The following is a 23,329-nucleotide window of genomic DNA, read 5'->3' as shown; positions in this document are numbered from 1 at the left end:
CCTGGCCCTCTCCCGCCGACAGCGGGAGAGGGAATAAGAGAAAAGGAGAAAACCGAATATGGCACTGACACTAACAGAAGCATCCAAGATGTCCAATGACCTCCTGATGCAGGGCGTGGTGGAGACGATGATCAAGGAATCGCCCGTTCTCCGCCGCCTGCCGTTTATAGAGATCGTCGGCAACGGGCTGACCTACAACCAGGAAAAAACCCTGCCGGACATCGCCTTCTACGACGTCGGCGAAGAGTGGACCGAGAGCGCGCCGGAGTTTGAGCAGAAGACGGCGCACTTGAAGATCATGGGCGGCGACGCCGACGTGGATAACTTCCTGAAGACGACGCGCTCCAACATCCAGGACCTGCAGGCCGCCGTCATCCAGCAGAAGGCCAAAGCCTTGAAGGACAGGTTCGAGCAGGTCTTCATCTACGGCGATGAGGCGGAGAGTCCGAAGGAGTTCGACGGCTTGAGAAAACTTATCGATACCGCAACCCCCGGGCCGCAGCTCATCGCCATGGGCGCCGCCGGGGCGGCGCTGACACTGGAAAAGCTCGATGAACTCATTGACGCCGTCAAGGGCGGCAAGCCGGACCTGCTGCTCATGAGCCGGCGCACCCGCCGCAAGCTGAACGCCCTGATGCGCGTTTCCGGCGGTGTCATCGAGACCGACCGCGACAGCTTCGGCAACTCCGTCCAGTACTGGGACGGCGTCGCTATCGGCGTCAACGACTGGATTCTGGATAGCCACATCGTCGCCGGGTCCGTCGAGACGGCCGCGGTCGGCGGGGATTGCTCGACGGTGTACGCCGTCCAGTTCGGCGAAGGGGCGCTGTCCGGCCTGTCCGCCCCTGGCTTTATCCAGGTGGAAAACCTGGGCTCGCTGGAGGACAAGGACGCCGTCCGCACCCGGGTCAAGTGGTACGCCTCGCTGGCGCTCTTCTCCGCGGTCAAAGCGGCGGCGCTCATCGGGGTGAAGGACTAAGCAAACGCGATTTCCGATCATCCTGAGCCTGTCGAAGGGTGGACGGAAACCGCCTCTTCTCCAACCCCTCTCCCGTCGCCTGACGGGAGAGGGCAGGGTGAGGGTGACACAACAATAAAGGAGCACGCGATGAACCTGACCGAAATGCGCAGCCTGGTCCGTACCGACCTCAAAGACACCATCCCTGCCACCTACCGCTGGACGGATGACACCCTTGACCGCCACCTGCGGCGGGCGGTGGCGGAATACTCAGCGGCGGCGCCGCGGCAGATGAAGACGGCGTTCGTCTCCGTCTTCGGCTGCATGGAGCTGGACATCTCGTCGCTGGCCGACCGTACCGCCGTCCTGGGCGTGGAGTACCCCGTCGATCTGAAGCCGCGGAAGTTCCGCCCGTTCACCGTCTGGGCGGACCGGCTGACGCTGGAAAACTGCCCCGCCCCGGATGGCGGCGACCTGGCGGTCTACTGGGGCTGCCTGCATACCCTGGATGCCTCTTCGACGACCATCCCGTCGCAGCACCACGACCTCATCGCCACCGGCGCGGCGGCCTATGCTGCCATCGAGTGGGCGGCCTACGCCGTCAACCGCGTCAACTCCGGCTCAAACGCCGCGGCGGACTACCTCCGCTGGGGCAGGGAGCGCATGAGCGTCTTCCGCGACGAGCTGCGCCGCCTGTCCCGCCGGAGCGAATTCCGCGCCGGCAAGTTCTTCCGGCCGGTGGAGGACTACTCCTGCCCGGACGATACGCACTTTTGGGGGTAAAGAAGTAAATCCGAAGCACGAAATACGAAACTTCCAGGGTTGCCCGTTTCGGATTTCGATATTCGGATTTGGAATTTCCCTCGACGAAGGAGAGAAAGATGGATTTGTATCGAATGTTATGGTCGCGCCTCGGCGGGCGGCCGTGGACCTACATCCTGCGCGACCTGTGGCACCGCTACGAGTGGCTGTGGATCGCCGGGCTGATGCTGGGCGGCTACTTCATCGGCAAGAACGGCTTCGACTATCTCCTGGGCCGGCTGTTCAGTTTCACCATCGGCTACGTGGCGGGGCACCTTTTCTGGGGCAAGGATTACGTTCCCGGCCAGCAGGGTGACGCCGATGCGTGAACTTTCGCCGCCGCTGTTAGCCGCGCAGTCCTCGCCGTCGCGCCAGGCAGTCGTTTCAGTCGTTTTACGCAAGACCCGCCCCGCCTGGCGGGCGCTCTATTCCGGCGCCGAGCCGGAAAACTGCCACGCCGCAGCGCTGGCCGGCGACGGCTCGCTCATCCGCGCCCGCCTCGGCACCGCCGCCGATTCCCGCAAGCTCTACCGCCAGCGGGTTGTTTCTCCGGACGAGTCGAGCGATTTTTCCCAGTGGACCTACGCCAATGAGTACAACGCCGTGGCCGTCGCCTGCGCTGCGCTTGCCGCGGAGGCCTCCATCTGCTGGATCAAGAGCGACCGCAGCATCCGCCGCTTCAAATCGGTGAACTATGGCGCAAGCTTCGGCGCGCCGGAACTCATAGATTACTCGCCGACCACCGCCTGCGGCGGCATCGCCGCGGCCTATAAACCCAATGGCGACCTGGCGCTCTTCTTCGCCGACCAGGCCACCCTCTACGTCAAGAAGCGGGTTGGCGGGGCGTGGCAGGCCAAGGCCGCCTGGAACAAGTCGACCGGCGCCCTGTCCGGCGTGGCTTGCGCCTATGACGGCGACTGGAACCTGGTCATCACCGGCCGCGACTCGTCCGGCAACTTCCGATTGTGGTCGCTGGTCTGCGGTGACGGCGGAGCCCTGCCGGCCGGCGCCTGGGGCGAGCTTACGGAACTGGCCGCTTCGCCCGCCGCCGAGGGTTTCGAGTTCCGCGCCGCGTTTCTCGACCGTGATGATGTTTACCGCTGCGCTTACGTGGAGAAGTTCACCGGCACGGAGGCCTGTTCCCGCGTTTACCTCGCCTCGACCGTCCCCGGTTCCGCCTTCAATTCCGGACTATGGACCGAGCCTGAACCCCTCGAAATCAGCGGCGACTACGGCGTTTCGATCATTCACTCGGCCGGCGCCCTCTGGCTGTCTTCGGCCAGCTCGGTGCGGCGGGCGGTCTCCGATAATGACGAGGCTGACCTGACCGCCTCGGCCGCCGGCGTCAGCCTCGACCTGGCCGAGACCGAAGGCAAGGCGGTCATCGAACTCGATAATTCAGCCCTCGGCCCGCCGCCCGCCGCCCCCGGCGATGAGATCCGGGTCAGCCCCGGCTATATCACCGAAAGCGGCGCCGAGACCGGCGGCAGCCTGTCGTTTACCGTGCGCCGCATTGAACGCCGCGGCGGCAAAATCATCATCGAGGCATCGGACGGCTGGCAGGCGCTCAGGGACTGGCGCTCCCGCAACCTGCTGCGCTGGAACGCCTCGGCCTCGACCCACAGCGTCCGGGACATCATCGCCTGGCTGGCGGCCCGCTGCGGCCTGAGGCTGGAGACCATCTCGGCCTCATCGTCCCTGACCTCGCTCTACCCTGACTTCTGTCTCAACCCCGGCGCCGACGCCCTTTCGGCCGTCCGCCGCCTGCTGTCTTTCGTGCCTGACCGGCTGTTCGTCGAGGCCGGGGCAGTCTACCTGAAGCATCCGGCGGAAGATGAGGCGGCATCGTATGCCTTCGGCGCCTCCGGCGAAAGCGGGGGACATCAGGTGCATGCCTGCCGCGCCGCCGAAGCCGCCATTGAATTCAACCACCTGCGGCTGGCCGGAGCCGGCGGCCTGGTGGTGGAGGCCTTCGACTGGCCGTCGCTGGTTTCTTCCGGCGCCCGCAGCCGCAGCCGTTATGACCGCGGCCTGTCAACGGCGCCGTCGCTCCATAACTGGGCCGGCACCCTGCTGCGTGAAGCCGCTTCCGCCGCTTCCGGCTGCGAGATCGTCGTCCCGCCCAACTGCGGCCAGCAGATTTACGACGTGGTTGAGGTCACCGACGAGGCTACCGGCCTGTCCGCCGCCCGCTACCGGGTCAATGCCATAGAGCTTGCCTGCCAGCCGGACGCGGGCAAATACGAGATGAAACTGAAACTCGGGGGCGTGTAATCGTTCAGTCATTCCCCCTTGAGAGCGAAAATCTAAAAAGAACCGTTCGCCCTGAGCCTGTCGAAGGGTGAACGGTAGTGGAGGGAAAAATGTACACCAGGCAAGCGATTCTGAAAAGCTTCAACGGCACGAATTACACCGCCACGGTGCAGCTTGTCGGCTCGTCGCAGGCCTACCTGGAGAACCTGACGGTCGCCCGCAACATCCCGGCATCGGAGATGACCGCCGGCCGCGAGGTGGCGGTCATGTTTTTTGACCTGATGCGGGCGGCGGACGCGGTGGTGGCGGCGGTGTGGTAGGTATTAAATCTTCGGGGTTGCGATTTATAGGTTGGTTAACAGAACAAAGATCGCATAGATCAGGCGGAGAGTTGCCCCGAGGATGAAGACACCCAGCATTACCATGAAAACAACCTTAAATGGTTTCCTAACCTTGTCATACAGCTTGTTTTCTGCTTCCATACTCGGGGATTTCATACGCTCATTGTATCACAGTCATCGAAATCCCGGCGGCAGAATTGACCGCCGGCCGCGAGGTGGCGGTAATGTTTTTCGACTTGATGCGGCGGCGGACGCGGTGGTGGCGGCGGTGTGGTAAGTTCAAATATTATGCGGTACTATAAGAAAAACTCTGGAACCAAGAGCGGAGCCGTGACATGACTGATGAATCGAAAATCCAGGAACTTTTAGACAAACTGGATGTGACTAACTCGCTTCTGAGATTGCTGGTGGTGGCTGTAATAGCCGCTGGAGTTGTCATCACGCTGGCGGTGGCGGTGTTCTAGGCTTTCCCGGGCCTCAACCCGCGGCTCTTACTTCCGTAAAATCTTCTCCATCGCCCTGCCCTTTGCCAGCTCATCCACCAGCTTGTCCAGGTAGCGGATTTCCCGCATCGTCGGCTCTTCGATTTCCTCCACCCGGACGCCGCAAATCAGGCCTGTGATCAGGCTCCGGGACGGGTTAAGCAGAGGGGCTTCGGCGAAGAAGGTCTCAAAATCGGTCTGGTCTCTCAGGCGCGCTTCCAACTCGGACTGGCTGTAGCCGGTCAGCCAGCGGATAATTTCATCTACCTCAGCTTTGGTGCGCCCTTTTTTCTCCGCCTTGGCGATATAAAGCGGATAGACGCGCCCGACGCTCATCGTATAGATCTTGTGTCTGGCCACGGCATATTCCTCGGTGCAGTTTCGCATAATCTACCACGCCGCCCGGCAAAGGAAAACCGGAATCCAAATTGACACAACCCGTCGCTCGGGCTAGAGTGAATTAGAGTCCCTTCCCGCAATGAAGGGGCATCCTCGCCGAGCGGAGATTATATGGCTGAAAAGAAGGTCGTGCAGTTATCTGAAGATGAAAAGGCAGCAATGAAAGAGCGCCTCGATGAACTGAAGGCCGGCAAAGCGGCGGAGGGGGAAGGCGCCGTCCTCGCCAAGATTAGTGAGATGCCGGAGCCGGACAGGTCAACGGCCCGGCGCATCCACGAGATCGTCAAGGCCGCCGCCCCCGGCCTCAAACCGCGGACCTGGTACGGCATGCCGGCCTGGGCTGCCAAAGACGGCAAGGTCGTCTGCTTCTTCCAGGGTGCGGCCAAGTTCAGCGCCCGCTATTCCACCTTCGGCTTCAACGATTCGGCCAAACTGGATGATGGCAATATGTGGCCGGCCTCCTTCGCCCTGAAGGAACTCACCCCCGCCGAGGAGGCGAGGATCAGCGCTCTGGTGAAGAAGGCGGTAAGCTGACAAAGCTGGTATTTGGCGGTAGTGAATATTATTCACTCTTTGATTTTGGCGGTTCGGTTCGAGTTTAATTATTGACGCCGATGATATAATCTTCACATGAAGAAGATTATTGTATTCTTCTTGGTTTGGCTGGTTTTTTCGTTCATATTCAATTTCATTGTAGGTCCAGTTAGTACCGGTGGAAATGCACTTGCACACTTCCTTCTTGGTTTAACAAATCCATTTTACCCACTTGTCGGACTAGTCGTGGCGGTCGCACTTTTTGTGATTAGCTCCAAGAATTCCTCCATCTGACCTCCTTCGCCCTGAAGGAACTCACCCCCGCCGAGGAGGCGAGGATCAGCGCTCTGGTGAAGAAGGCGGTGGGTTAAGCCTAATCGCCTCAAGAACGCGGCTTTTTAATAGATTTCCTGGCCTCGTCCACGACACGGCGGACATCGGGCAGGCATCACCGCTTCTCCGGATGCTTGGTATCGCATTCGCAAAGACCTTGCTTTCGGTGGTACATGATCTTCTCCATGATTGAAGACCTGCCGTGATGTTTAATCAGGTCGGCTTCGATGTCCGCTTTGGTATGTTGGTGGCAATAGCAAACAAATTCTGTCATTTCGCTGATTGGTGCCATCCTCCCGGACGGCTCTTCGGTCGCGTCCGGCTACCGGGCGGCTTCCGCCTGCCGCCAGCACCTTTTGCACAATAATTTGCAGTTGTGCATTTCCGGCGGCTCTTTGGGGTTGATCGGCACGTAGTAAGCGTCGTGGTATGACCAGTAAAGCGTATCGCAGCGTTTGCCGGCATGGCTGCCGCAGGTAGTGCATTCGCACCGGCCGTCAACGCGGCGATGGGTGGCCTGCTTGACGTAGTCCGGGAAGAAGTAGTCGGGCATCGCCTTCCTTTGTCCAGATTATAGGCGCTTTTACCCCCAAGTCAACGATTATTTTTGACCGGTGTGTTACAATTGAACCGCGATGGAAATACTCTATCTCGTTGGATTTCTCGCCGTGCTGGCGCTCATCATCGGCATCATCTTCCGCTACACCGCCGCCGCTGAACGCCGCGGCCTGCCGCCCGGTTTGCTTCGTCAGGTTAGCCCCATCGCCATCGGCCTGCTGCTCATTTCCCTTGCCCATGCCGCGGATATCTTCATTTTCGCCATCCTCGGCGGGCTGTCCGTCGCCCTGGGCGTGTTTCTGGGGGTCAGGTTCTTCTGGGACAACGGCGGCATTTGATGGGTACAGAACCTAAAGTTATCCCCACCCAGATGTGGCCCAGGATTATTGTCATCGCCGCCGGCGTGGTCCTTATCGCGGCAGGGTTTATGACCGGGATCTCCCTTGCCGCGCTGCTCGGCTCCGTCCTTTGTATCGGCGGCGTGGTATCGGGTGTGAAGTATTTCTGGACTCATGACGAGCCGTCATAGTTCATTGACACCGCCGCCGGACGCGCCTACAATGCCGCCATGGACGAAGCCAAGCCCCTCAGCCACGCCAAACCTGTCCTTATCGCTGCCCTGGTCTGCGACGTCTCCGCCAAGGATCCGACCACCGGCAAGATTTCGCTGCTTGGCATCTTCGATAAAATCCACGTCAAGCAGTTCCCCGCCAAGCGCCCGGTTTCGGTCTACGCCAAGCTGACCGAGGCCGAAGGCCAGTACCAGTTCCAGTGCAAGTATGTCTACGCCTCCACCGGCGAGACCCTGGCCGAAGCCAAGGGCGAATTCAACTCGCCGAACAAGCTCGGCACCATCGAACTCAACCTGCAGTTCCCCCCGCTGCCCCTCCCCGGCGAAGGCCGTTTTGATTTCCAGTTCTGGGTCAACGGCCAGTTCCTCGGCCAGACCTTCATCGACGCCTCGGCCATGGACTGACCTCCCACCCCGGCGTCTCCCGCTCTATCCGTCTGCCGGGTTGCGTTCGTAACCGCCGGATTATGAACAAAAATTAATTTTCATTTCATCTCAGGTTAATCTTCAGGGTGTACACTGGACAGGTGAGGCGCAGAGATGCGCCGCATCTGAAGACAAGGAGAGATGAATGAAGAATCACACTTTGATGAACCTGGCTCTGGCCGGGTCGGTGATCTGGATCGGTCTGGCCACCGGCGCCGCTGCCGGCAGCCTGGCGCCCGAAAGGGCGGTTGATCCGATGACCCTTTTGATAAACGCCGACGCCCTGCCGCAGTCGCCGGTTTTGATCGGCGATCCCTCGGGTGAAGGCCAGGGGTCCCTCATCGCCGTTATAACCACCCCGCCCCCCGCCCCGGCGACCGCCCAACCGCAGCAGCCCGCGGTGGTCGCTCCTCCGGCGGCAACAGTTGCTCCTCCGGTGACGGCAGTGCCTCCTCCGCCTGCCGTCACCCTTCCCCCTCCGGTGGTAGTTGAGCCTCCGCCGGTCACCGTCGCTCCCCCGCCGGTAACCGTAACTCCTCCTCCGGTGACTGTGGCGCCGCCTCCGGTCACTGTCGCCCCGCCGCCGGCCCCGGCCATTCCGCCGATGCCTACCGGCACGCTGATCAAGACCCACAAGACCCTGCCGGAATACGCTAGCTGTAAAACCTGCCACTAGCGGCGGCTAACTGAATAGGGAAGGAGGCTCTTCGAAAGAAGAGCCTCCTTCGTTTATCCCCACCTGTCATTGCGAGGAGCGCAGCGACGCGGCAATCTTTCTTGTCCCCCTCGGCAATCTGGCTTCCCAAAATATATTTTTTCCAGATGGCACCAAAAACGACAAAAGTCGCTTGACGGCCATGAGGAACGCCTGTGCTATAATGCCCGCCATGAATAAAGAAAACAGCACACCTGTACCACAAGGTCCCCTTGACGCGGCGGTGAACCCGCCATCCGTCGCCGGGTCATCCGGCTCCGCCGCCCCGCCCCGCCGCGTCGGCGGCCAGCCGGGCAACCAGAACGCCCTCGTCCACGGCTTCTACGCCAAAAAGGCGCCCCTTGACCGCCAGGTGGTCATTGACGAAGCGGCGTTGATGGAAGGCCTGGAGCAGGAGATCGCTTTCCTGCGTTCCATCATCGAGCGTCTGGCGGAAAAGGAGGACCCGGATCCCAAACTGGTGTCGGAACTGATGCGCACCCTGTCGCTGGTTATGGTCCGCCGCAAGTATTCCGGCCATAACGCCGTCATCGAGAAAGCCCGTCGCCTTCTCGGCAAGCTTTCGGGCGCTGCGGCCGTCGCCGGCGATGTCGCTTCGGTGGTGGAGGCCTTCCAGGAGTGAATCCCGTCACCGGCCTCATCGACGATCTTCGGCCCTACCAGCTCGAAATCGGGCGGGCGGTGCTGGCCTCGGTCAGGGGCGGCAGGGGTCTGACCTTTACCGTCGAGATCGCCCGTCAGGGCGGCAAGAATGAGCTTTCGGCCTGTCTGGAGGCCCGGCTTTTGAACGAATTCGTCGCCGAGCCGCTGAACATCATCAAATGCGCCCCCACTTTTGAGCCGCAGGCCATGATCTCCATGAGGCGCCTCCGGGGTCTTCTGGACGCCATGGGCTATGCCGGTGACTACGCCATTGAGTCCGGCCACATCGTCAGGCTTCACCAGGCGCGGGTCGTCTTTCTGTCGGCCGAGCCTTCGGCCAGCGTCGTCGGCAACACCGCCCACCTGCTGCTCGAGGTTGACGAAGCCCAGGACGTCGCCATAGAGAAGTTCGACCGGGACTTCCGGCCGATGGCCGCCGCCATGAACGCCACGACGGTGCTCTACGGCACGCCCTGGCGCGATACCGACCTGCTTTCGACAGTCGGCCGCCGCAATCTGGAACTGGAGGCGGCTGACGGGGTGAAGCGGCATTTCCGCTACGACTGGCAGGCCGTCGCCGAACATAACCCGGCCTACCGCGCCTACGTCGAAGGAGAGAGGCTCCGGCTGGGCGAAAACCACCCGGCGTTCCGCTCGCAGTACGCCCTGCTGCCGGCTGCGGGCGGCGGCGGCTTCTTCACCGACGAGCAGCTTATCATGATGCTGGGCGATCACCCGCGACAGCGCTCGCCGCGGCCGGGGGCGGCTTATGTCGGCGGCCTGGACTTCGGCGGGGAGGGTAAATCCGCCGGCGACTCGACCGTCCTGACCATCGCCGAAGTCTCCGAGGCAAGCCTCCCCCTTAGAAAAAGGGGGATAGAGGGGGATTTAATAACTCCCCCGACCGATGGCAATCCCGTTGGTACGGCGCGCGGCATCCGCGTCGTTCAGCACTACGCCTGGAGCGGCCTGCCGTTCAGCCTGCTGCTGCCGAAGATTGTTGACATAACCAGGGGCTGGGGCCTGCGCCGCCTTGCCGCCGACGCCACCGGCCTGGGCGGGCCGCTGTGCGCCTCCCTGAAGCAGTCGCTGGGCCACCGGATCGTTCCTTTCGTTTTCACGCAAGCCTCTAAAAGCGACCTGGGCTTCAACCTGCTGGCGGCGGCGGGCACCGGGAGACTCCACCTCTACAAACCCGATAACTCGCCGGAGTGCCTGGTGTGCCGGACCGAACTCGAGAACGCCGCGGCGGACTACCGGCCCAACCGCGCCGTCAACTTCTACGTAGATCCCGCCAAAGGCCACGATGATTACGTGATGTCACTGGCCCTCGTTGTAGAGGCGGCGAACAGGTACGAGCCGCGGGCGGCGGTGGGGATACCTCTAAAATAAACCTCCGATGACCTCTTGAAGTGGTCGCGCCTGGGTAATAATATTGGCTATGGACGCCGTCGCGAAATGAAAGAGCGAAACGAGAAGAATAACACTAAATTAAAGATAATGGGTTTCATACTGAGCGTAGTTTTGACGCTGGCGGTATTGGCCTACATCGGTTTTTATGAAACGAATCAGATTCTGGTGTATTTTGGATCAATCGCCGTAGTTTTGTTTTGGGCTGTAATATGGCGGATCAAGTTCTAGCCGGGGGCGCAGTGGGTCAGAGTGATAAGATGATTCCCGATCTAGTCCAGAAACTCGATCGCCCCCGGCGGCCGCGGCCGGATCTCCACCTCGATGCCGACCTCTTTGAACAGGTCAATGAAAGCGTCGTCGGCGTACTTGCCGAAGCTCACAAACCGCTTCACCCGGGCGTTGGCCAGCATCTTGGCGCACAGGATGCAGGGGGTGTGGGTGCAGTAGACGGTGGCGCCTTCCAGATTGACGCCATGCTGCGCCGCCTGGATGATGACGTTCTGTTCGGCGTGGACGGCGCGGCAGATCTCGTGGCGGGTGCCGGAGGGGATATTGTTCTGGTCGCGCAGGCAGCCCAGCTCCAGGCAGTCGCGGGTGCCGGCCGGGGCGCCGTTGTAGCCTGTCGTCAGTATGTGCTTGGACTTCACCGCCACCGCCCCGACATGGTGGCGGCGGCAGGTAGATCTCTCCGCGACCACGGCGGCGATCTTCAGGAAGTAGTCGTCGGTTTCGGGTCGTTTGAAGTGTTGAGAGCTATCAGCCATCAGCGGTCAGCTTTCAGTCTAGGATAATAAACAGTTAACAGTCCATGTTTTCCAGTTGATGAATGAGTTGTTCAACCTGCGCCTTCAGCTCCCCGATGCCGCCCTCGTTCAGGATCATGTAGTCGGCCACGGCGATGGGACCGGCTTTGGACACCTTCTCGATCTCGGCTTTGTCGCGAGAGAAGGTTTCCTCACGGGTCAGCGGGCGCACCGCGCGCGTCGAAAGCCTTTTAGCTCTCGTCCCCGGCGAAGCCCATACCGCCGCCACCGCCAGCTTGTCGCCGTAGCGCTCCTTGAGGAACAGATACTCCTCCCAGGAGTACATGCCGTCAATGACCGCAAGTCCCTTTTCCAGGGCGGCGTCGATACGCGCCAGGTTGAGTTTGGCGTAGGCCGCCATGCCCAACTCCTGGCGCAGCGCCTCGCGGACGGAGCGCTCGTTGGCTTCGGATAGCGGCAGACCGCGGCGTTTCACCTCTTCGTCGGTGACATCGCCGAAGCGGATGCGGCTGTAGCCGTGCTGCTCCATGACGCGGCTGGCCTCGGTCTTGCCGGCCCCGGCCATGCCCACCATAGCGATGATTTTGGGAGAACTCATTGGCGGACATTATAGGTGGAAAAGGGGTGAAGGGACAAACACCTGTCTGGACCATCGCGAGGTTGATGGAGGGCGGGTCATAGCAAACGAAAGCGGGATTGAGACCTGAACCACCGGCGGCTGACACTTGCTTTCTGTTACGCTATAATGAAACCTGACTATGAGAATTGACATAACCATAGATAAAGAGTTCAAAAAGGACCTGTCGGTACCGTGGCTCCGCGGCGTCGCCCGGCAGATTCTCGTCGCCCAATGCGCTGAATCGTCCTCTGAAATGGGCATCTATATAACCGGGCAGGAACGCATCCGGGAACTTAACCGTATCTATCGCCATAAAGACCATCCCACCGACGTGCTGTCGTTCTCCTTTTTCGTCAGGGAAGCCGCCGCCGACGCCACCACTCACCCGGACTTTCCGGTCCAGATGAACGGCGGCATTAACCTGGGCGAGGTAGTCATATCCCTGCCCCAGGCGCAGCTGCAGGCGGCTGAGTTCGGCCACCCGCTAAAGAAGGAGCTCGGGCGTCTGCTGATCCACGGTATTATGCACCTCCTGGGTTTCGACCACGAAAAGGATTACGATGCCGAAATCATGGAAGACCGTGAGCTGCAGATTCTGAAGGAGCTGGAGCCTTCGCTTTCGTGAACGTCCTCGGCCTGTCAGGCAGCCCCCGCCTCGGCGGCAACACCAGCCAGCTCCTGCACGAAGCCTTGCGCGGCGCTGAGTCCGCCGGCGCGCTTACCCGCTTCATCGACGTCGCTTCCTTACAGATCTCCGGCTGCCTCCACTGCGATTATTGTTCCCGCACCGGCGACTGCAAGCTGAATGACGACATGCGGCTGATCTACGAAGCCCTCTCTGACGCCGACCGGGTGATCATCGCCTCGCCGCTGCACTTCATGTCGGTCACCGCCCAGCTCAAAGCCGCCATCGACCGCTGCCAGTGCCTGTGGGCGCGCAAATACCTGCTCGGCCGGCCGCCCATTGAGCCGAAAAAGACTCGTAAAGGCCTGTTCATCGCCGCCGGCGGCCGCAAAGGGCAGACCCTTTTCGAGCCGGCCCGGGCAACGGTCAAGGCGTTATTTATCGTGCTGGACATCGAATACGCCGGCGAGCTGTTCTTCTCCGGCGTAGACGGCGCCGGCGCCGTCAATAATATCGAAGGCGCCCTGCCAAAGGCTTTCGAAGCCGGCCGCAAGCTGGTAGAATAACCCTGAGGTAAAAAGTACCATTATGACCAAACTGAAACTCGGCCCCCAGGCACTGCTCTATCCCATGCCGGCCTTCCTGGTCGGCAGCCTGACGGCCGGCAAAGCCAATTTCATCACCGTGGCCTGGGGCGGCATCGCCTGCGGCGACCCGCCGATGGTTTCCATCGCCATCCGCCACACCCGCCACAGCCTGAAGGGCATCATGGAGAACAAGGCCTTTTCGGTGAATATCCCGGATGCTTCCCTGGTCAGGGAGACCGACTACTGCGGCATCGTCTCCGGCGCCAAGACCGACAAGGCCGCCGCCTGCCGGTTTAAAGTCTTCTACGGTAAACAGCCTGGCGCGCCGCTGATAGAGCAGTGCCCTCTTAACCTGGAATGCGAACTGCATACCACGGTCAACCTCGGCTCCCACCTGCTGGTCATCGGCCGAATCACCGAGTGCCATATTTCGGAGGAGTGTCTGACCAACGGCCGCGCCGATGTCAATAAAATCAACCCCATCGTCTACACCACCGGCCAGGCGCAGTACCAGGCGCTGGGGCAGTTTCTGGGCAAAGCCTTTTCCATCGGCACCGAACTCAAGACATGACTTTCAGAATAGCCACTTCCCGGCTGGACCTTATCCTGGAAGATATCGCCGCCCTGGAAGCCTTCTCTGAATCGCCGGCCAAACTCGCTTCTTTGCTGGGCGCCCAGGTGCCGCCGCAGTGGCCGGTTTGCGGTGCCGATGTCATCGCTTACGTCATTGACTGGCTGAAATCGGATCCTGAGCTCGGGGGTTTCGGCGCTTACTTCATCATCCACCGGGCTGACCGGATGCTTATCGGCGACGGCGGCTTCAAAGGCCGTCCGAACCAATATGGAGAGGTCGAACTGGGATATTCCCTGATTGAAGCCTATCGGGGCCAGGGCTACGCCACCGAGGCAGCCGGGGCGCTCGCCGATTGGGCTTTCCATCAGCCGGATGTAACCGCCGTCCGCGCCGAGACGCTGCCTGACGGCCTTGCCTCTCAGGCGGTGTTGAAGAAAATAGGCATGGTCTTGGACGGGGAGTATCGCCACCCCGATGATGGCCGGGTCTTCAGGTGGCGGTTGGACCGGCAAAATCGTCCGCCACCGCGGAAGATTATTGCCGCAGGCACTCCACCCGGTGCCCCGCCGCCACCTCCACCGCCACCGGCTTGATAGCATCGCAGCGCCCTTTTTCCGCCTTCGGGCAGCGCGGGAAGAAGGCGCAGCCTGCATTGACCCTCGACGATGCCGTTTCCAGCGGTATGACCGCCCGCTCCCGGAAGCGGTTCTGGGGGTCTGGTGTCGGTATTGCGGCGATCAGGGCTTGAGTGTAGGGGTGCTGCGGACGGCGGATGAGTTCGCGCGCCGGTCCGGTCTCGACGATTCGCCCGAGATACATCACCGCGATGCGGTGGCAGAAGTAGCCCGCGGTGGCGATATCATGGGTGATATACAAAAAGCCCAGGTTGTGGCTCCGCTGAAGTTCGGAGAAGAGCGACAGGATTTCCGCCCGGGACGACGCGTCGATCATCGATACCGGCTCGTCGGCGACGATATACTCCGGCTTCAGAAGGAGCGCCCGGGCGATGGCTACCCGCTGCCGCTGGCCGCCTGAAAGCAGGTGGGTGAAGCCGCCGAGGTAGTCTTTGGCCGGCCGCAATTTTACCTCATCGAGGACCCTCGCCGCGGCGTCCTTCCGCCCGGCGCTGTCGCCGATTTTATGGATGACCATGGGCTCCTCCAGAATCTGGCCGATGGTCATGAACGGGTCGAGCGAGGCGAAGGGATCCTGGAAAACGCCCTGGACTCGGCGGCGCAGATCTTTGAGTTGCTTTTCCGGCTGATTGGTAATGTCGCTGCCGTCGAACATGACGGCGCCGGCTGTCGGCCGCAGCAGCCGCAGGGCGATGCGGGCCAGCGTTGTCTTGCCGGAGCCGGACTCGCCGACGATGCCCAGCGTCTCGCCGGGCGCCACCGAGATCGATGCTTCATCGACCGCGCGCACCGTCGATGTCTTGAACATCGACTTTTTAGTCTTGAAGTCCATGGTCACGTTTCTAAGTTCCAGCATCGAGGTCATGATTCTATCACCAGGTGGCAGCGGGCGTGCTGTCCGGTGCCACAGACGATTAGTTCGGGATGGGTTGAGCAGAGCTCGCAGGCCTCCGGGCACCGCGGCGAGAAGTAGCAGCCGGCGGGCGGCGAAGTCATTTTGGGCGGTGTGCCCGGGATGAACTCCGGGCGTCGGTCGTCGTAGAGGCTGGGGATGCTGCCCAGCAGCTTTTTGGTGTAGGGATGCCTGGGCGACCCGAGCACCTGCTCCGCCGTCCCGATCTCGACGAACTCCCCGGCGTACATCACGGCGATGCGGTCAGCCAGGTCCGAGGCCAGCGCCAGGTCGTGGGTAACAAACAGGCTGCCGAGCTTCAAGTCGCGCTTCAACTGTTTCAGCAGATTCATTATCTGCGCCTGGATGATGACGTCCAGGGCCGAGGTCGGCTCATCGAGGATGACCAGCTTAGGTGAACAGGCCAGGGCCATGGCGATCATCACCCGCTGCTTCATGCCGCCGGACAGCTCGTGGGGGTAGCGGCGGGAGATATCCGTTGGCAGCCGGGCGAGGCTTAAAAGCTCGGCGACCCGCCCAAAGGCCGCCGTTTTATCGGTTCGCCCGTCCAGGAGCAGCGGTTCGGCAATCTGGTCGCCCACGCGCCTGACCGGGTGTAGCGAGTCCATCGCCCCCTGGAAGACCATCGACAGCTTCTTCCAGCGCACCTGTTTCCTGAACTCCTCCTCTGACAGACTGAGGCACTCGACACCGTCGAGGAATACACGGCCTTCGGGCGATAAGGCGTTACGGGGCAAGAGGCGCATCAGCCCCAGCGACAGCGAGGATTTGCCGGCGCCGGATTCGCCGACAACTGCCAGCGTCTCGCCCTCGCTGACCTCGAAGGAGACACCGCCGACGGCCGCCAGGCGCCCGCCGCCGGTCTCGTAGCTGATCCTGAGATCTTTAACTTCAAGCAGTGCCATGTTGCCTCAATCTGGGATTGACTACAGGCTCTAAACCCAGGGCCAATAGCACGAAGGTCATGGCGGCAAAGACCACCAGAAGACCTGGCGGCAGCACCCACCACCAGTAGCCGACGTAGACGGCGCCGGTCGAAAAGCCGCTCTCGAGAATTTGGCCCCAGGTGGGTATCGACGGGTCGCCCAGACCAAGAAAGGAAAGTCCCGCTTCGGCCAGTATCGCTCCGGGTGTCGAGAAGATCATCTGCGACAGGACGAACGGTCCGATCTGGAACAGGACGTGGCGGAACATGATGCGCGATGGGCTGGCGCCCAGCGCCCGAGTAGCCTCGACGAGTTGCGAGGCGGCGTGCTGCATCACCATGCTGCGGGTGATGATAGTCAGGCCCGGCCAGCCGAAGACGACCATGATAAGGATGACCAGCCAGAGCTTCTGGCCGATGATGAAGGCCAGGAAGATGAGGATCGGCAGGAGCGGAACGTTGGCTAAAACGTCGCACAGCCGCTGGATGAAGGTGTCGGTCTTGCCCCCGACGTAGCCGGAGACGATGCCCGTCGCCGTGCCGATGACGGTGATGAAAACACTGGTGACCACACCGATTAGAAGAGCCACTGGAAAGCCGAAGAGCAAGCCCCTCGCCAGATCGCGGCCTAAAGAATCGGTACCCATCAGACCGTAGACGGTGCCGCCCAGGACGTATTTCACCTCGGCGATGGTATCAGCGTCGGCGTAAGTCAGGGCGGTGACGTTGATGCGGTATTCACCCGGCAGCGGCATGAAACCGCCGGCGCCGTCCGGCTGGCCGAAGACGATCGCCTCCGGTTTGGCCTGGACCTCCGCCAGGGACAGCGACAGGCCCAGTTCGCCGGCGGCAAAGTCCCGAACGTTGTAGGCCACCGCCTGGTCGCCGGTCAAGTAGACGCGGAAGGGCGTTTCGGAGTAGCGGCTGTAAGGCGCGGTCTCGCCGGCCGCCGCTCCGGGTACGATGTGGCGGAGCAGCAGCACCTCTTTGCCGTCGGGGCGGAGGATGGACAGCGACAATATCGGCGGGCGGTCGCTGAAGGTCACCCCGGACAGGGAAAATGAGGTGAAAGCCGGGAATTCATCGTAGTCATAACCGAGATTGAAGCGGTAGATCAAGTATCGGCCGGTGCTGTCGGTGACGACGTCGTACGGTTCATCGGCGGTGAAGATGGTATGGGACACCCTGGCGCCGGAGGAAAAGGTATTGGTCCAGGCCGGCGGCGCGCTCTGGGGGTAGTCCGCCCAATAAACCGGATTGTTCCAGACCTTCTTGCCGAAGTCCAGCGGGTAGGTGGCCAAGACGAACACGGAAACTAGAAGCATCAGCGCCAGGAAGGCGGCGCCGATACGCCCCACCCAGCTCGAGAGCAGCGTCCGTAATATGTCTTTGGGTTTCATTTAGGTATACCGGATGCGCGGGTCCAGCCAGAGGTAAAGGACTTCCAGGACGAATCGGGCGGCCAGGTAGATCAGCGTGAAGACGAAGGTCAACGCGACGATGACCGTCTCGTCGGCGGCGATGATGGCGTCATAGTATAGGCGGCCCATGCCCGGCCAGTTGAACACTGTCTCGGTCAGGATGGCGCCGCCCAGCGAACCCGCCAGGCCGAGGATGAGGGAGGTGACTATCGGCGGCGCCGCCGCTCGGAGGATATAGCGGCGCTCGATGAGGTTCTGGGGCAAGCCCTTGGCCTTGCCTACGGTGACGAAAGGTTCCTGGGCGGTATTAAGGACCATCGTCCGCACGGCATAAGCCCAGGAGCCGAAGGAGACCACCACCAGAGCGGCCACCGGCAGCGCGGCGTGCCAGGCCATATCGCCCAACCGGGCCAGGGCGCCGTCCGGCGGCGGCGCCGACAGCAGCCCGCCGTAGGGGAAGATGCCCCATTCGAAGGCGAAGAAGAGGACGAAGAAGATGCCGACCCACCAGGCGGGCAGGGCATATGACACCGCCAGCGCCAGGCAGGCGGCGCGGTCGAGTCTCGTGCCGGCGCGGGCGGCCAGGCGCGGCCCGATTAATAGTCCCAGAATGGAAGTGATGACCGAAGCGGTGGTGATGAGCAGGATGGTGTTGCCCAGGCGCTCGGCTAAAAGGTCGGCGACGCGCGGTGACCCTTCGGTCGTCCTTAGCGTCCGGGCTTCGCCCAGGTCGAAGGTGACCACCCGTTTGATGGTGTCCGGCAGGCGGGTGTACCACGGCTGGTCCAGGTGATAAAAGGCCTCAAGTTCGGCGCGGCGCTGGGCCACGGTAGCCTCGAGGACCTCCGGGTCACGGATTGTCTGCGACAGCGTGGTGCGGTAAGCGCGGATCTCCTCGGAGACGGTGGACTCCAGCATGCGGTCGGAGAAGCCGGTGGCTCCGAGCGACACCACCACCATGAGCAGCACGATAACCAGGACGCCGAACAGTGTCAGGCCGCGGCCCAGCAGCTTCAATACCATCGGCTATCGGTCCACCACCCGCCTTATTTCTTAGTCTTGGCGCCTTTGAGTATCATGAACACCAGCCCGCCGCCGACCAGCAGGGCGATCGGGATGACGATCAGCATCGGCGAAATGCCGCCGCCGCCTCCTCCGCCGCTGTTGCCGCCGTTATCACCCGGTACGGTGATGACGCCGCCGCCTGCCATGTCGACATCCACCCGGCGTTCTGTCACCTGGGACACGGCGTCGCTGGATCCCAGCAAATAGAGGTAATAGATGCCCTGCTTCAGGTTCTGGGTATCGGCGGCGCTGAGCGCTACGGTGAACCTGGTGCCGCTGCCCTGCGCCTGGCCGCTCTTAAGTACTTTGCTCGTCGCCGGATCCACTAATGAATAATCCACCGCCAGCGTTCCGGTCCCGGTCAATTCAACGGTGATTTCCGCCGCTTTGCCCGGCTCCAGTTTGCCGGAGGTGACGTTCTTGATATCCACCAGTTGCGCCGCCCCGAGGTACTTGTCCCCGGGTTTGAAAGGATAACCGGGATCGCGGAAGGCATCCAGCTCGGCATACTGCGCCGCTGAGTCGAACCTGACCAGTTTGAAAGGCCCGTTGGATATCGCCAGGTGGGAATAGCTGTCGTAAAAATCCATTGAAGCCTGATACCTGGCCGGGGCGCTTGAAAAGCTGACCCTGGTTTGTGGGGTGTCGAAGATCAGGTTGGGTACTGTCCCGGCATCCTTGAAACCGGACAGCACGGTCCTGATGCGGAGCGCGTGGCTTTTATTGACCGTGGACAGCCAGTCCACATTGAACCGCGCCGCCGCGGTGTCCGAGTAGGCGCCCTGCCGCTTATCGAAGACGATGTTATCCATGGCTGCCAGGATTTCCCAGGGGGTGGTTAGCGAAGCCGGCACCGCGTAGGAGGCGATGTAATCCGGTACGAAATGCCAGTAGTCTACGTAGACCTCGATGCGGTTGGCATCCAGTATCTTAAACCCTTTGAAAGTATCGAGTACCGGTTTGGTCGTCGTGGCCGCGGCGAATTCAATGGCCGACTTGTTTTTGTTATAGACCATGTCGAAGGACTGATAGATGGCATAGATCAGGTCAGCCATCTCTATCTGCTGGCCGTTGTGCCACTTGGACTGGAAATATTTTGAGTAGTCAAAGGTGACCTTGGACGTTGCCCGGGTGGCGCCGGCCACGGTCGCGAATTTGCCCTTGTCGGCGTCCCAGCGGAAGGCGTCGGCCGGCACCGCCAGCGTGCTTGACGGACCGGCGGTCTCCACAGTGTATGACGCCCGGTAGGCCGCCGGGAGTCCGGTGAACGGGTGGCTGTACAGCGGCGGGTCGACCATGTTGCGCCAGATATCTGATGAGTAGACATCGCCGAAACCGCCCACCGGATTCCAGGTGGAGCGTTCCGTCCACACCCACTGGTTGCCGATAGTCAGCGTGGATTGGTTGGGTACATAAGCGTCTCTCAGCGTCAGCAGGGATCTCGGCCCGGCGGCGATGTCCTGAGTGACGCCGTCCATGGTGCTTTTAGCCGCGAAGTTGTTGACGGCGGTCACCACCCACAGCCTGACCGCTTCCTCCATCGCCAGCTTGGTCATCTGTCGGTAAAGGTCGTCGCGCTGGGAAGTGGAGGCGAAGGTTCCCATATAGACCTTTTTGCCCAGGTCGTCGAGGGTGGCGTTCTGGTATTGCCAGAAGCCCTGCTCCTGCCAGCCGGGCATGTTGCCCAGCCAGGGAGCGTACATCTGGTTGATCAAACCGGAATCGTATTTATCGGCGCCGCCCTTGCTCCAACCTTCGGTGTAGAGGTGCCACTGCAGCAATGCCGGATCCTGGGCGTAGACCATGTTGATCGCTTGAGCGAACTGCTGATAGATGATGCGGGTGGTGAAACCGAGTTTGTCGAGTTCAGCGGCGATGGTGTCGCCGACAACCCGCCGCTCGTCTTCGGTGCGGACGATGAATTTCAACTCGACAGGCTTGCCCTGGTACTGCCACTTGTTACTGACCAGGGTGCACCCGGCCTTCTGCATCTCTGCGGTGACGGTGGTCTTCGCCTGTTCCGGCTGGTAACCCAGGTTCATCTCATAGACCATCGAACTGATGACCCGGTAATCGTAATCTCCGGAGGAGAGGTGGGAATACATCGGCAGCGCCGAACCCTGATATATCTGCTGGGCGATATAGTTCCGGTCGAGGACCTGGTTGATGGCATACCGGATAGCCTTGACCGAAAAAGGATTGAATTGCCCTGACAGCGCCGGCGACGGATTCAAAATCAAGCCGATTGAAGTGGCCGGAGCCTGGTACATCTTGATGCCCTGAACCTTGGCCAGCTCCTGGGCGGCCAGCGTTTTCAGGGAATAGATATACATATCCATTTCGCCTTTTTGGAGGGCGGCGGGGGCGATGTCCACGTTGAAAGCCTTAAATATCAGCTTGTCGGCCGCCGGGCCGGGTTTGGAGTGCGGCGGGGTGTAGGCTGCCACCGGCGAGACGAGGAAAGACAGTGCCAGCACGAGGCTTAAGACGATAGCGAAGCCTCTCCCGGCCATCCGCGGTCTCCTGTACATGGCTCTCCTCCTCACCTTTATTCACCGCCGTCGCTGGCAGCGTGGCGGCAGCGCGTTCTATCTTCGATTTGATGAATTATTTCGATTGCCTCATCCTGATGAACAGGGCCAGGACTGCCAGCAGGCTGACGAACAGCGCGCCGCCCAGCGTGGCCACCAGCCAGTCGTTGCTTCCCCCTTCGTTTTCCGGCGGCGCGGCGTTCATTCCGTCAATTTTTGTTGACAGATCAGCCAGGCCTTTTTCAAAGGTATCGAAGCCGAACTCGGTAAAAAATGACGCCAGTGCCACGTTGCCGGATATATCGGAGACGGCGATGTCGCGGGCGCCTTCGCCGGCAATCGGGGCATAGATGGTCTGCATGAAGTTGCCCTGAAGGTCGGTGAAACCGGTGCTGATGATTACGCCGCCCATGGAGATGAAAATCTCGGAATCCGGCTGGAAGTTGCTGCCCTGGACGATGACGTCGCGCCCGGCCGCGCCGGCCGGCGGCGAAAGGAAAAGCTGGGGCGTCGGCATGGCGCGCTGCCGCGCGAAGCCGATTTTTTGATTGTAACCCATGACTTCGCCCAGGCGGCTGTCGGCCCAGACCATGTAGACGTCGGAGCCGGTGGCCTTCATCGAAAAATAGTCGCCGATAAAGGCGCCGTAGGGGAATCCGAGGTTGGGATTGGACGGGAAGTCGGTGACCCTGGCGTTCATCGCCCAGGTCTTGCCGCCGTCGGTGGAAGAGGAGTAGTAGATATGGTAGGTCAATTCGCCGCGGTCATCCCGGGTATCACCCCACATCATGTGGACTTTGCCGTCCGGGCTGGTGGAGATGGAAGGGAAGAACTGGAGGTGATCCGAAACGTCATCGTTCACTCTCTTCGGCAGCGAGTATGTCCGGCCGCCGTCGGTTGAGGCAACCATATAGATGTCTCCGGAATCGGTGGCCCGGTCGCTCGGGTAGGCGGTATAGGCGATATAAATCTCGCCGTTGGGGCCGATGGCGGTCTGCGGGAAACCGGTAGCCCAAACCCTGAAGCTGGCGCCCCGCGGCAGATAGTCCATCTCCACAAAATGGGCCGCCGCCCGCCGGGTGAAGGTCTGTCCCTTGTCTTTGGATGTGGCGACTATGATTTCGGCGTCGCCCTCCCAGGCGCCGTCCAGCCAGGTGTCCATGTAGGCGACATAAAGTGTGCCGTCAGGGGCGACCATCGGCTGAGAGCCGTGCACCAGGCGGTCCTGCTCGGCGCCGTGGGCGGTGGTGTAAACGTACGGGCTGACCTCAACCGGTTCGGTCCAGGTCTTGCCGCCGTCCTCGCTCCTGACCATCTCGATAACCGCTACTTCCTCGGCCACCATCAGCCCGGGCAGTTCGTCGAGCCACACCAGGGTGTCAACCTCGATGAAGGTGGTGAAAGTAAGATAAATGATCTCTTTGGTCGGGTTAGTCGGCGAAGGGCCGACCGTCATCCAGGGCTTGTCAACAAAAAAGCTGTAAACGTCGCCCCGGGCCCGCTCGCCTTCGGGAACCTGGTAGTCCTGGGTGAACACTGCCCCGGGGATGGCGGTAGAGGCTTCGCTCCAGGTCAGGCCGCCGTCGGTCGAACGGCTGACGATTATCGAAGACACCTCGGCGTAGCCGACGACGCCGCCGACTTCGAATTTTTCCTGGGTCACCGTCATCTGGCAGATATAAGCCGTGCCGTCTTTGCCGAAGGCAGTGACCGGGTCGCCGACGCCGGCAAACTGATGCCGCGGGATTTTAGGCTGGAAAGGCCCCTGCCAGGTCGCGCCGCCGTCAAAACTGGAATAGGTGACGACACCCGGGAAGTTGTAATCGATCATGCCGACGATCAAATTGTTGGAGTCCTTAGGATTGACCGAGATGTGAGGCTCAGTCTGGTAGGTAATGTTGCCGAAATCCCTGGAGATTAAAATGTTGCGGCTGAAGCTTGCCACCGGGCTGCGGTAGGGAATGAGGGCGGCGGCGGCGCCGCCAACCGCCTGGGTGCTGCCGGGCATAGGGCTGGTCAGCATGCCGCTGTCGATCAGGTTTACCAGCGAAGGAGTCTGGTGGGTAATATAGAGGTACGCCCCGCCCGATAGGAACTTCGGGTTGTTGACGCCGAGAGTTTCCTGGATGGTTTTGACTTCTCTGGGAGGGTCAGCCGCGGCTGCCGGCACAGCGAATCCCATCAGGATTATCGGGAGCACAATGAGGCCGGTAAGAATTGTTTTGCGCATTATCCCCTCCATTA

The 23,329-nt window shown here is 61.3% G+C and carries 28 protein-coding genes; 17 read left to right on the top strand and 11 right to left on the bottom strand.

Annotation, left to right across the window (positions count from 1 at the left end):
- Positions 1-58 precede the first annotated feature (58 nt).
- The 6 genes from DEALK_RS00405 (at position 59) to DEALK_RS10315 (ending at position 4,817) form a co-directional block, all read left to right on the top strand.
- Positions 59-979 (top strand): major capsid protein, encoded by a 921-nt coding sequence (locus tag DEALK_RS00405; RefSeq protein ID WP_058437663.1) that lies wholly within the window; start codon positions 59-61, stop codon positions 977-979.
- 129 nt (positions 980-1,108) lie between these two features.
- The gene (locus DEALK_RS00400) at positions 1,109-1,741 is read left to right on the top strand and encodes a hypothetical protein (RefSeq protein WP_058437662.1); all 633 of its coding nucleotides are present in this window, start codon (positions 1,109-1,111) and stop codon (positions 1,739-1,741) included.
- 98 nt (positions 1,742-1,839) lie between these two features.
- The gene (locus tag DEALK_RS00395; RefSeq protein ID WP_058437659.1) at positions 1,840-2,088 is read left to right on the top strand and encodes a hypothetical protein; all 249 of its coding nucleotides are present in this window, start codon (positions 1,840-1,842) and stop codon (positions 2,086-2,088) included.
- On the top strand, positions 2,081-4,033 hold the full coding sequence (locus DEALK_RS00390) for a hypothetical protein (RefSeq protein WP_058437657.1): 1,953 nt from the start codon (positions 2,081-2,083) through the stop codon (positions 4,031-4,033). Before DEALK_RS00395 ends, DEALK_RS00390 begins: the two co-directional genes overlap by 8 nt.
- An 89-nt stretch (positions 4,034-4,122) precedes the next feature.
- Positions 4,123-4,332 carry a hypothetical protein gene (locus DEALK_RS00385; protein WP_058437655.1) on the top strand — a complete coding sequence of 70 codons (210 nt, stop codon included), beginning with the start codon at positions 4,123-4,125 and terminating at the stop codon, positions 4,330-4,332.
- A 356-nt stretch (positions 4,333-4,688) separates the two neighbouring features.
- Positions 4,689-4,817, top strand: a complete 129-nt coding sequence (locus DEALK_RS10315; protein WP_275477469.1) for a hypothetical protein — start codon at positions 4,689-4,691, stop codon at positions 4,815-4,817.
- A gap of 27 nt (positions 4,818-4,844) precedes the next feature.
- On the opposite strand, the gene DEALK_RS00380 is transcribed toward DEALK_RS10315, so the two are convergent.
- Positions 4,845-5,195, bottom strand: coding sequence for a DUF2200 domain-containing protein (locus DEALK_RS00380; RefSeq protein WP_058439989.1), 351 nt, complete (start codon positions 5,193-5,195; stop codon positions 4,845-4,847).
- 150 nt (positions 5,196-5,345) lie between these two features.
- On the opposite strand from DEALK_RS00380, the gene DEALK_RS00375 reads away from it, so the two are divergent.
- Positions 5,346-5,768, top strand: a complete 423-nt coding sequence (locus tag DEALK_RS00375; RefSeq protein ID WP_058437653.1) for an iron chaperone — start codon at positions 5,346-5,348, stop codon at positions 5,766-5,768.
- A gap of 448 nt (positions 5,769-6,216) precedes the next feature.
- On the opposite strand, the gene DEALK_RS09890 is transcribed toward DEALK_RS00375, so the two are convergent.
- Together DEALK_RS09890 and DEALK_RS00370 are read right to left on the bottom strand one after the other, a co-directional pair.
- Complete coding sequence (locus tag DEALK_RS09890) at positions 6,217-6,393, bottom strand: bacterioferritin-associated ferredoxin (protein WP_144437041.1); 177 nt, start codon at positions 6,391-6,393, stop codon at positions 6,217-6,219.
- A 30-nt stretch (positions 6,394-6,423) separates the two neighbouring features.
- Positions 6,424-6,654 (bottom strand): hypothetical protein, encoded by a 231-nt coding sequence (locus DEALK_RS00370; RefSeq protein WP_058437651.1) that lies wholly within the window; start codon positions 6,652-6,654, stop codon positions 6,424-6,426.
- Between the two features lie 82 nt (positions 6,655-6,736).
- Between DEALK_RS00370 and DEALK_RS00365 the strand changes: the two genes are divergently transcribed.
- The 6 genes from DEALK_RS00365 (at position 6,737) to DEALK_RS00340 (ending at position 10,405) form a co-directional block, all read left to right on the top strand.
- Positions 6,737-6,997: a hypothetical protein gene (locus DEALK_RS00365; protein WP_058437649.1), complete on the top strand. Its 261-nt coding sequence runs from the start codon at positions 6,737-6,739 to the stop codon at positions 6,995-6,997.
- A complete protein-coding gene (locus tag DEALK_RS00360; protein ID WP_058437648.1) occupies positions 6,997-7,188 on the top strand; it encodes a DUF308 domain-containing protein in 192 nt (63 codons plus the stop codon). Before DEALK_RS00365 ends, DEALK_RS00360 begins: the two co-directional genes overlap by 1 nt.
- A gap of 39 nt (positions 7,189-7,227) precedes the next feature.
- On the top strand, positions 7,228-7,635 hold the full coding sequence (locus tag DEALK_RS00355; RefSeq protein ID WP_058437647.1) for a DUF6941 family protein: 408 nt from the start codon (positions 7,228-7,230) through the stop codon (positions 7,633-7,635).
- A 166-nt stretch (positions 7,636-7,801) separates the two neighbouring features.
- Positions 7,802-8,332, top strand: a complete 531-nt coding sequence (locus DEALK_RS00350; RefSeq protein ID WP_058437646.1) for a hypothetical protein — start codon at positions 7,802-7,804, stop codon at positions 8,330-8,332.
- Positions 8,333-8,543: 211 nt separating this feature from the next.
- Positions 8,544-8,993 (top strand): hypothetical protein, encoded by a 450-nt coding sequence (locus tag DEALK_RS00345; RefSeq protein WP_144437040.1) that lies wholly within the window; start codon positions 8,544-8,546, stop codon positions 8,991-8,993.
- A complete protein-coding gene (locus DEALK_RS00340) occupies positions 8,990-10,405 on the top strand; it encodes a hypothetical protein (protein ID WP_058437644.1) in 1,416 nt (471 codons plus the stop codon). The genes DEALK_RS00345 and DEALK_RS00340 overlap by 4 nt, the downstream gene beginning before the upstream one ends.
- Positions 10,406-10,695: 290 nt before the next feature.
- Here DEALK_RS00340 and DEALK_RS00330 read toward each other — a convergent pair whose 3' ends face one another.
- Together DEALK_RS00330 and DEALK_RS00325 are read right to left on the bottom strand one after the other, a co-directional pair.
- Entirely contained in the window at positions 10,696-11,190 is a 495-nt protein-coding gene (locus DEALK_RS00330) for a deoxycytidylate deaminase (protein ID WP_058437640.1), read from the bottom strand.
- 34 nt (positions 11,191-11,224) lie between these two features.
- Complete coding sequence (locus DEALK_RS00325; RefSeq protein ID WP_058437638.1) at positions 11,225-11,788, bottom strand: AAA family ATPase; 564 nt, start codon at positions 11,786-11,788, stop codon at positions 11,225-11,227.
- A gap of 160 nt (positions 11,789-11,948) precedes the next feature.
- On the opposite strand from DEALK_RS00325, the gene ybeY reads away from it, so the two are divergent.
- Genes ybeY through DEALK_RS00305 form a run of 4 tightly spaced genes read left to right on the top strand, consistent with a single transcriptional unit; the run spans position 11,949 to position 14,188 of the window.
- Positions 11,949-12,434 (top strand): rRNA maturation RNase YbeY, encoded by a 486-nt coding sequence (ybeY, locus tag DEALK_RS00320; protein ID WP_058437637.1) that lies wholly within the window; start codon positions 11,949-11,951, stop codon positions 12,432-12,434.
- Positions 12,431-13,000, top strand: coding sequence for a flavodoxin family protein (locus tag DEALK_RS00315; protein WP_058437634.1), 570 nt, complete (start codon positions 12,431-12,433; stop codon positions 12,998-13,000). Before ybeY ends, DEALK_RS00315 begins: the two co-directional genes overlap by 4 nt.
- A gap of 22 nt (positions 13,001-13,022) precedes the next feature.
- Entirely contained in the window at positions 13,023-13,592 is a 570-nt protein-coding gene (locus tag DEALK_RS00310; protein ID WP_058437632.1) for a flavin reductase family protein, read from the top strand.
- Entirely contained in the window at positions 13,589-14,188 is a 600-nt protein-coding gene (locus DEALK_RS00305; RefSeq protein ID WP_058437630.1) for a GNAT family N-acetyltransferase, read from the top strand. Before DEALK_RS00310 ends, DEALK_RS00305 begins: the two co-directional genes overlap by 4 nt.
- On the opposite strand, the gene DEALK_RS00300 is transcribed toward DEALK_RS00305, so the two are convergent.
- The 6 genes from DEALK_RS00300 to DEALK_RS00275 form a co-directional block, all read right to left on the bottom strand.
- The gene (locus DEALK_RS00300; protein ID WP_058437628.1) at positions 14,130-15,095 is read right to left on the bottom strand and encodes an oligopeptide/dipeptide ABC transporter ATP-binding protein; all 966 of its coding nucleotides are present in this window, start codon (positions 15,093-15,095) and stop codon (positions 14,130-14,132) included. The two genes, DEALK_RS00305 and DEALK_RS00300, sit on opposite strands and share 59 nt — an antisense overlap.
- On the bottom strand, positions 15,092-16,048 hold the full coding sequence (locus DEALK_RS00295; RefSeq protein WP_058437626.1) for an ABC transporter ATP-binding protein: 957 nt from the start codon (positions 16,046-16,048) through the stop codon (positions 15,092-15,094). The genes DEALK_RS00300 and DEALK_RS00295 overlap by 4 nt, the downstream gene beginning before the upstream one ends.
- Positions 16,035-17,468: an ABC transporter permease gene (locus tag DEALK_RS00290; protein WP_058437624.1), complete on the bottom strand. Its 1,434-nt coding sequence runs from the start codon at positions 17,466-17,468 to the stop codon at positions 16,035-16,037. Before DEALK_RS00290 ends, DEALK_RS00295 begins: the two co-directional genes overlap by 14 nt.
- The gene (locus DEALK_RS00285; RefSeq protein ID WP_058437622.1) at positions 17,469-18,512 is read right to left on the bottom strand and encodes an ABC transporter permease; all 1,044 of its coding nucleotides are present in this window, start codon (positions 18,510-18,512) and stop codon (positions 17,469-17,471) included.
- A 23-nt stretch (positions 18,513-18,535) separates the two neighbouring features.
- A complete protein-coding gene (locus DEALK_RS00280) occupies positions 18,536-21,085 on the bottom strand; it encodes an ABC transporter substrate-binding protein (RefSeq protein WP_144437039.1) in 2,550 nt (849 codons plus the stop codon).
- 76 nt (positions 21,086-21,161) lie between these two features.
- The gene (locus DEALK_RS00275) at positions 21,162-23,315 is read right to left on the bottom strand and encodes an exo-alpha-sialidase (protein WP_058437620.1); all 2,154 of its coding nucleotides are present in this window, start codon (positions 23,313-23,315) and stop codon (positions 21,162-21,164) included.
- Between the last annotated feature and the right edge of the window lie 14 nt (positions 23,316-23,329).

The organism is Dehalogenimonas alkenigignens, assembly GCF_001466665.1.
Classification (GTDB): Bacteria; Chloroflexota; Dehalococcoidia; order Dehalococcoidales; family Dehalococcoidaceae; genus Dehalogenimonas; species Dehalogenimonas alkenigignens.
Note: the sequence above shows the minus strand (reverse complement) of the source record. Positions and strands in the feature narration are given on the sequence as shown.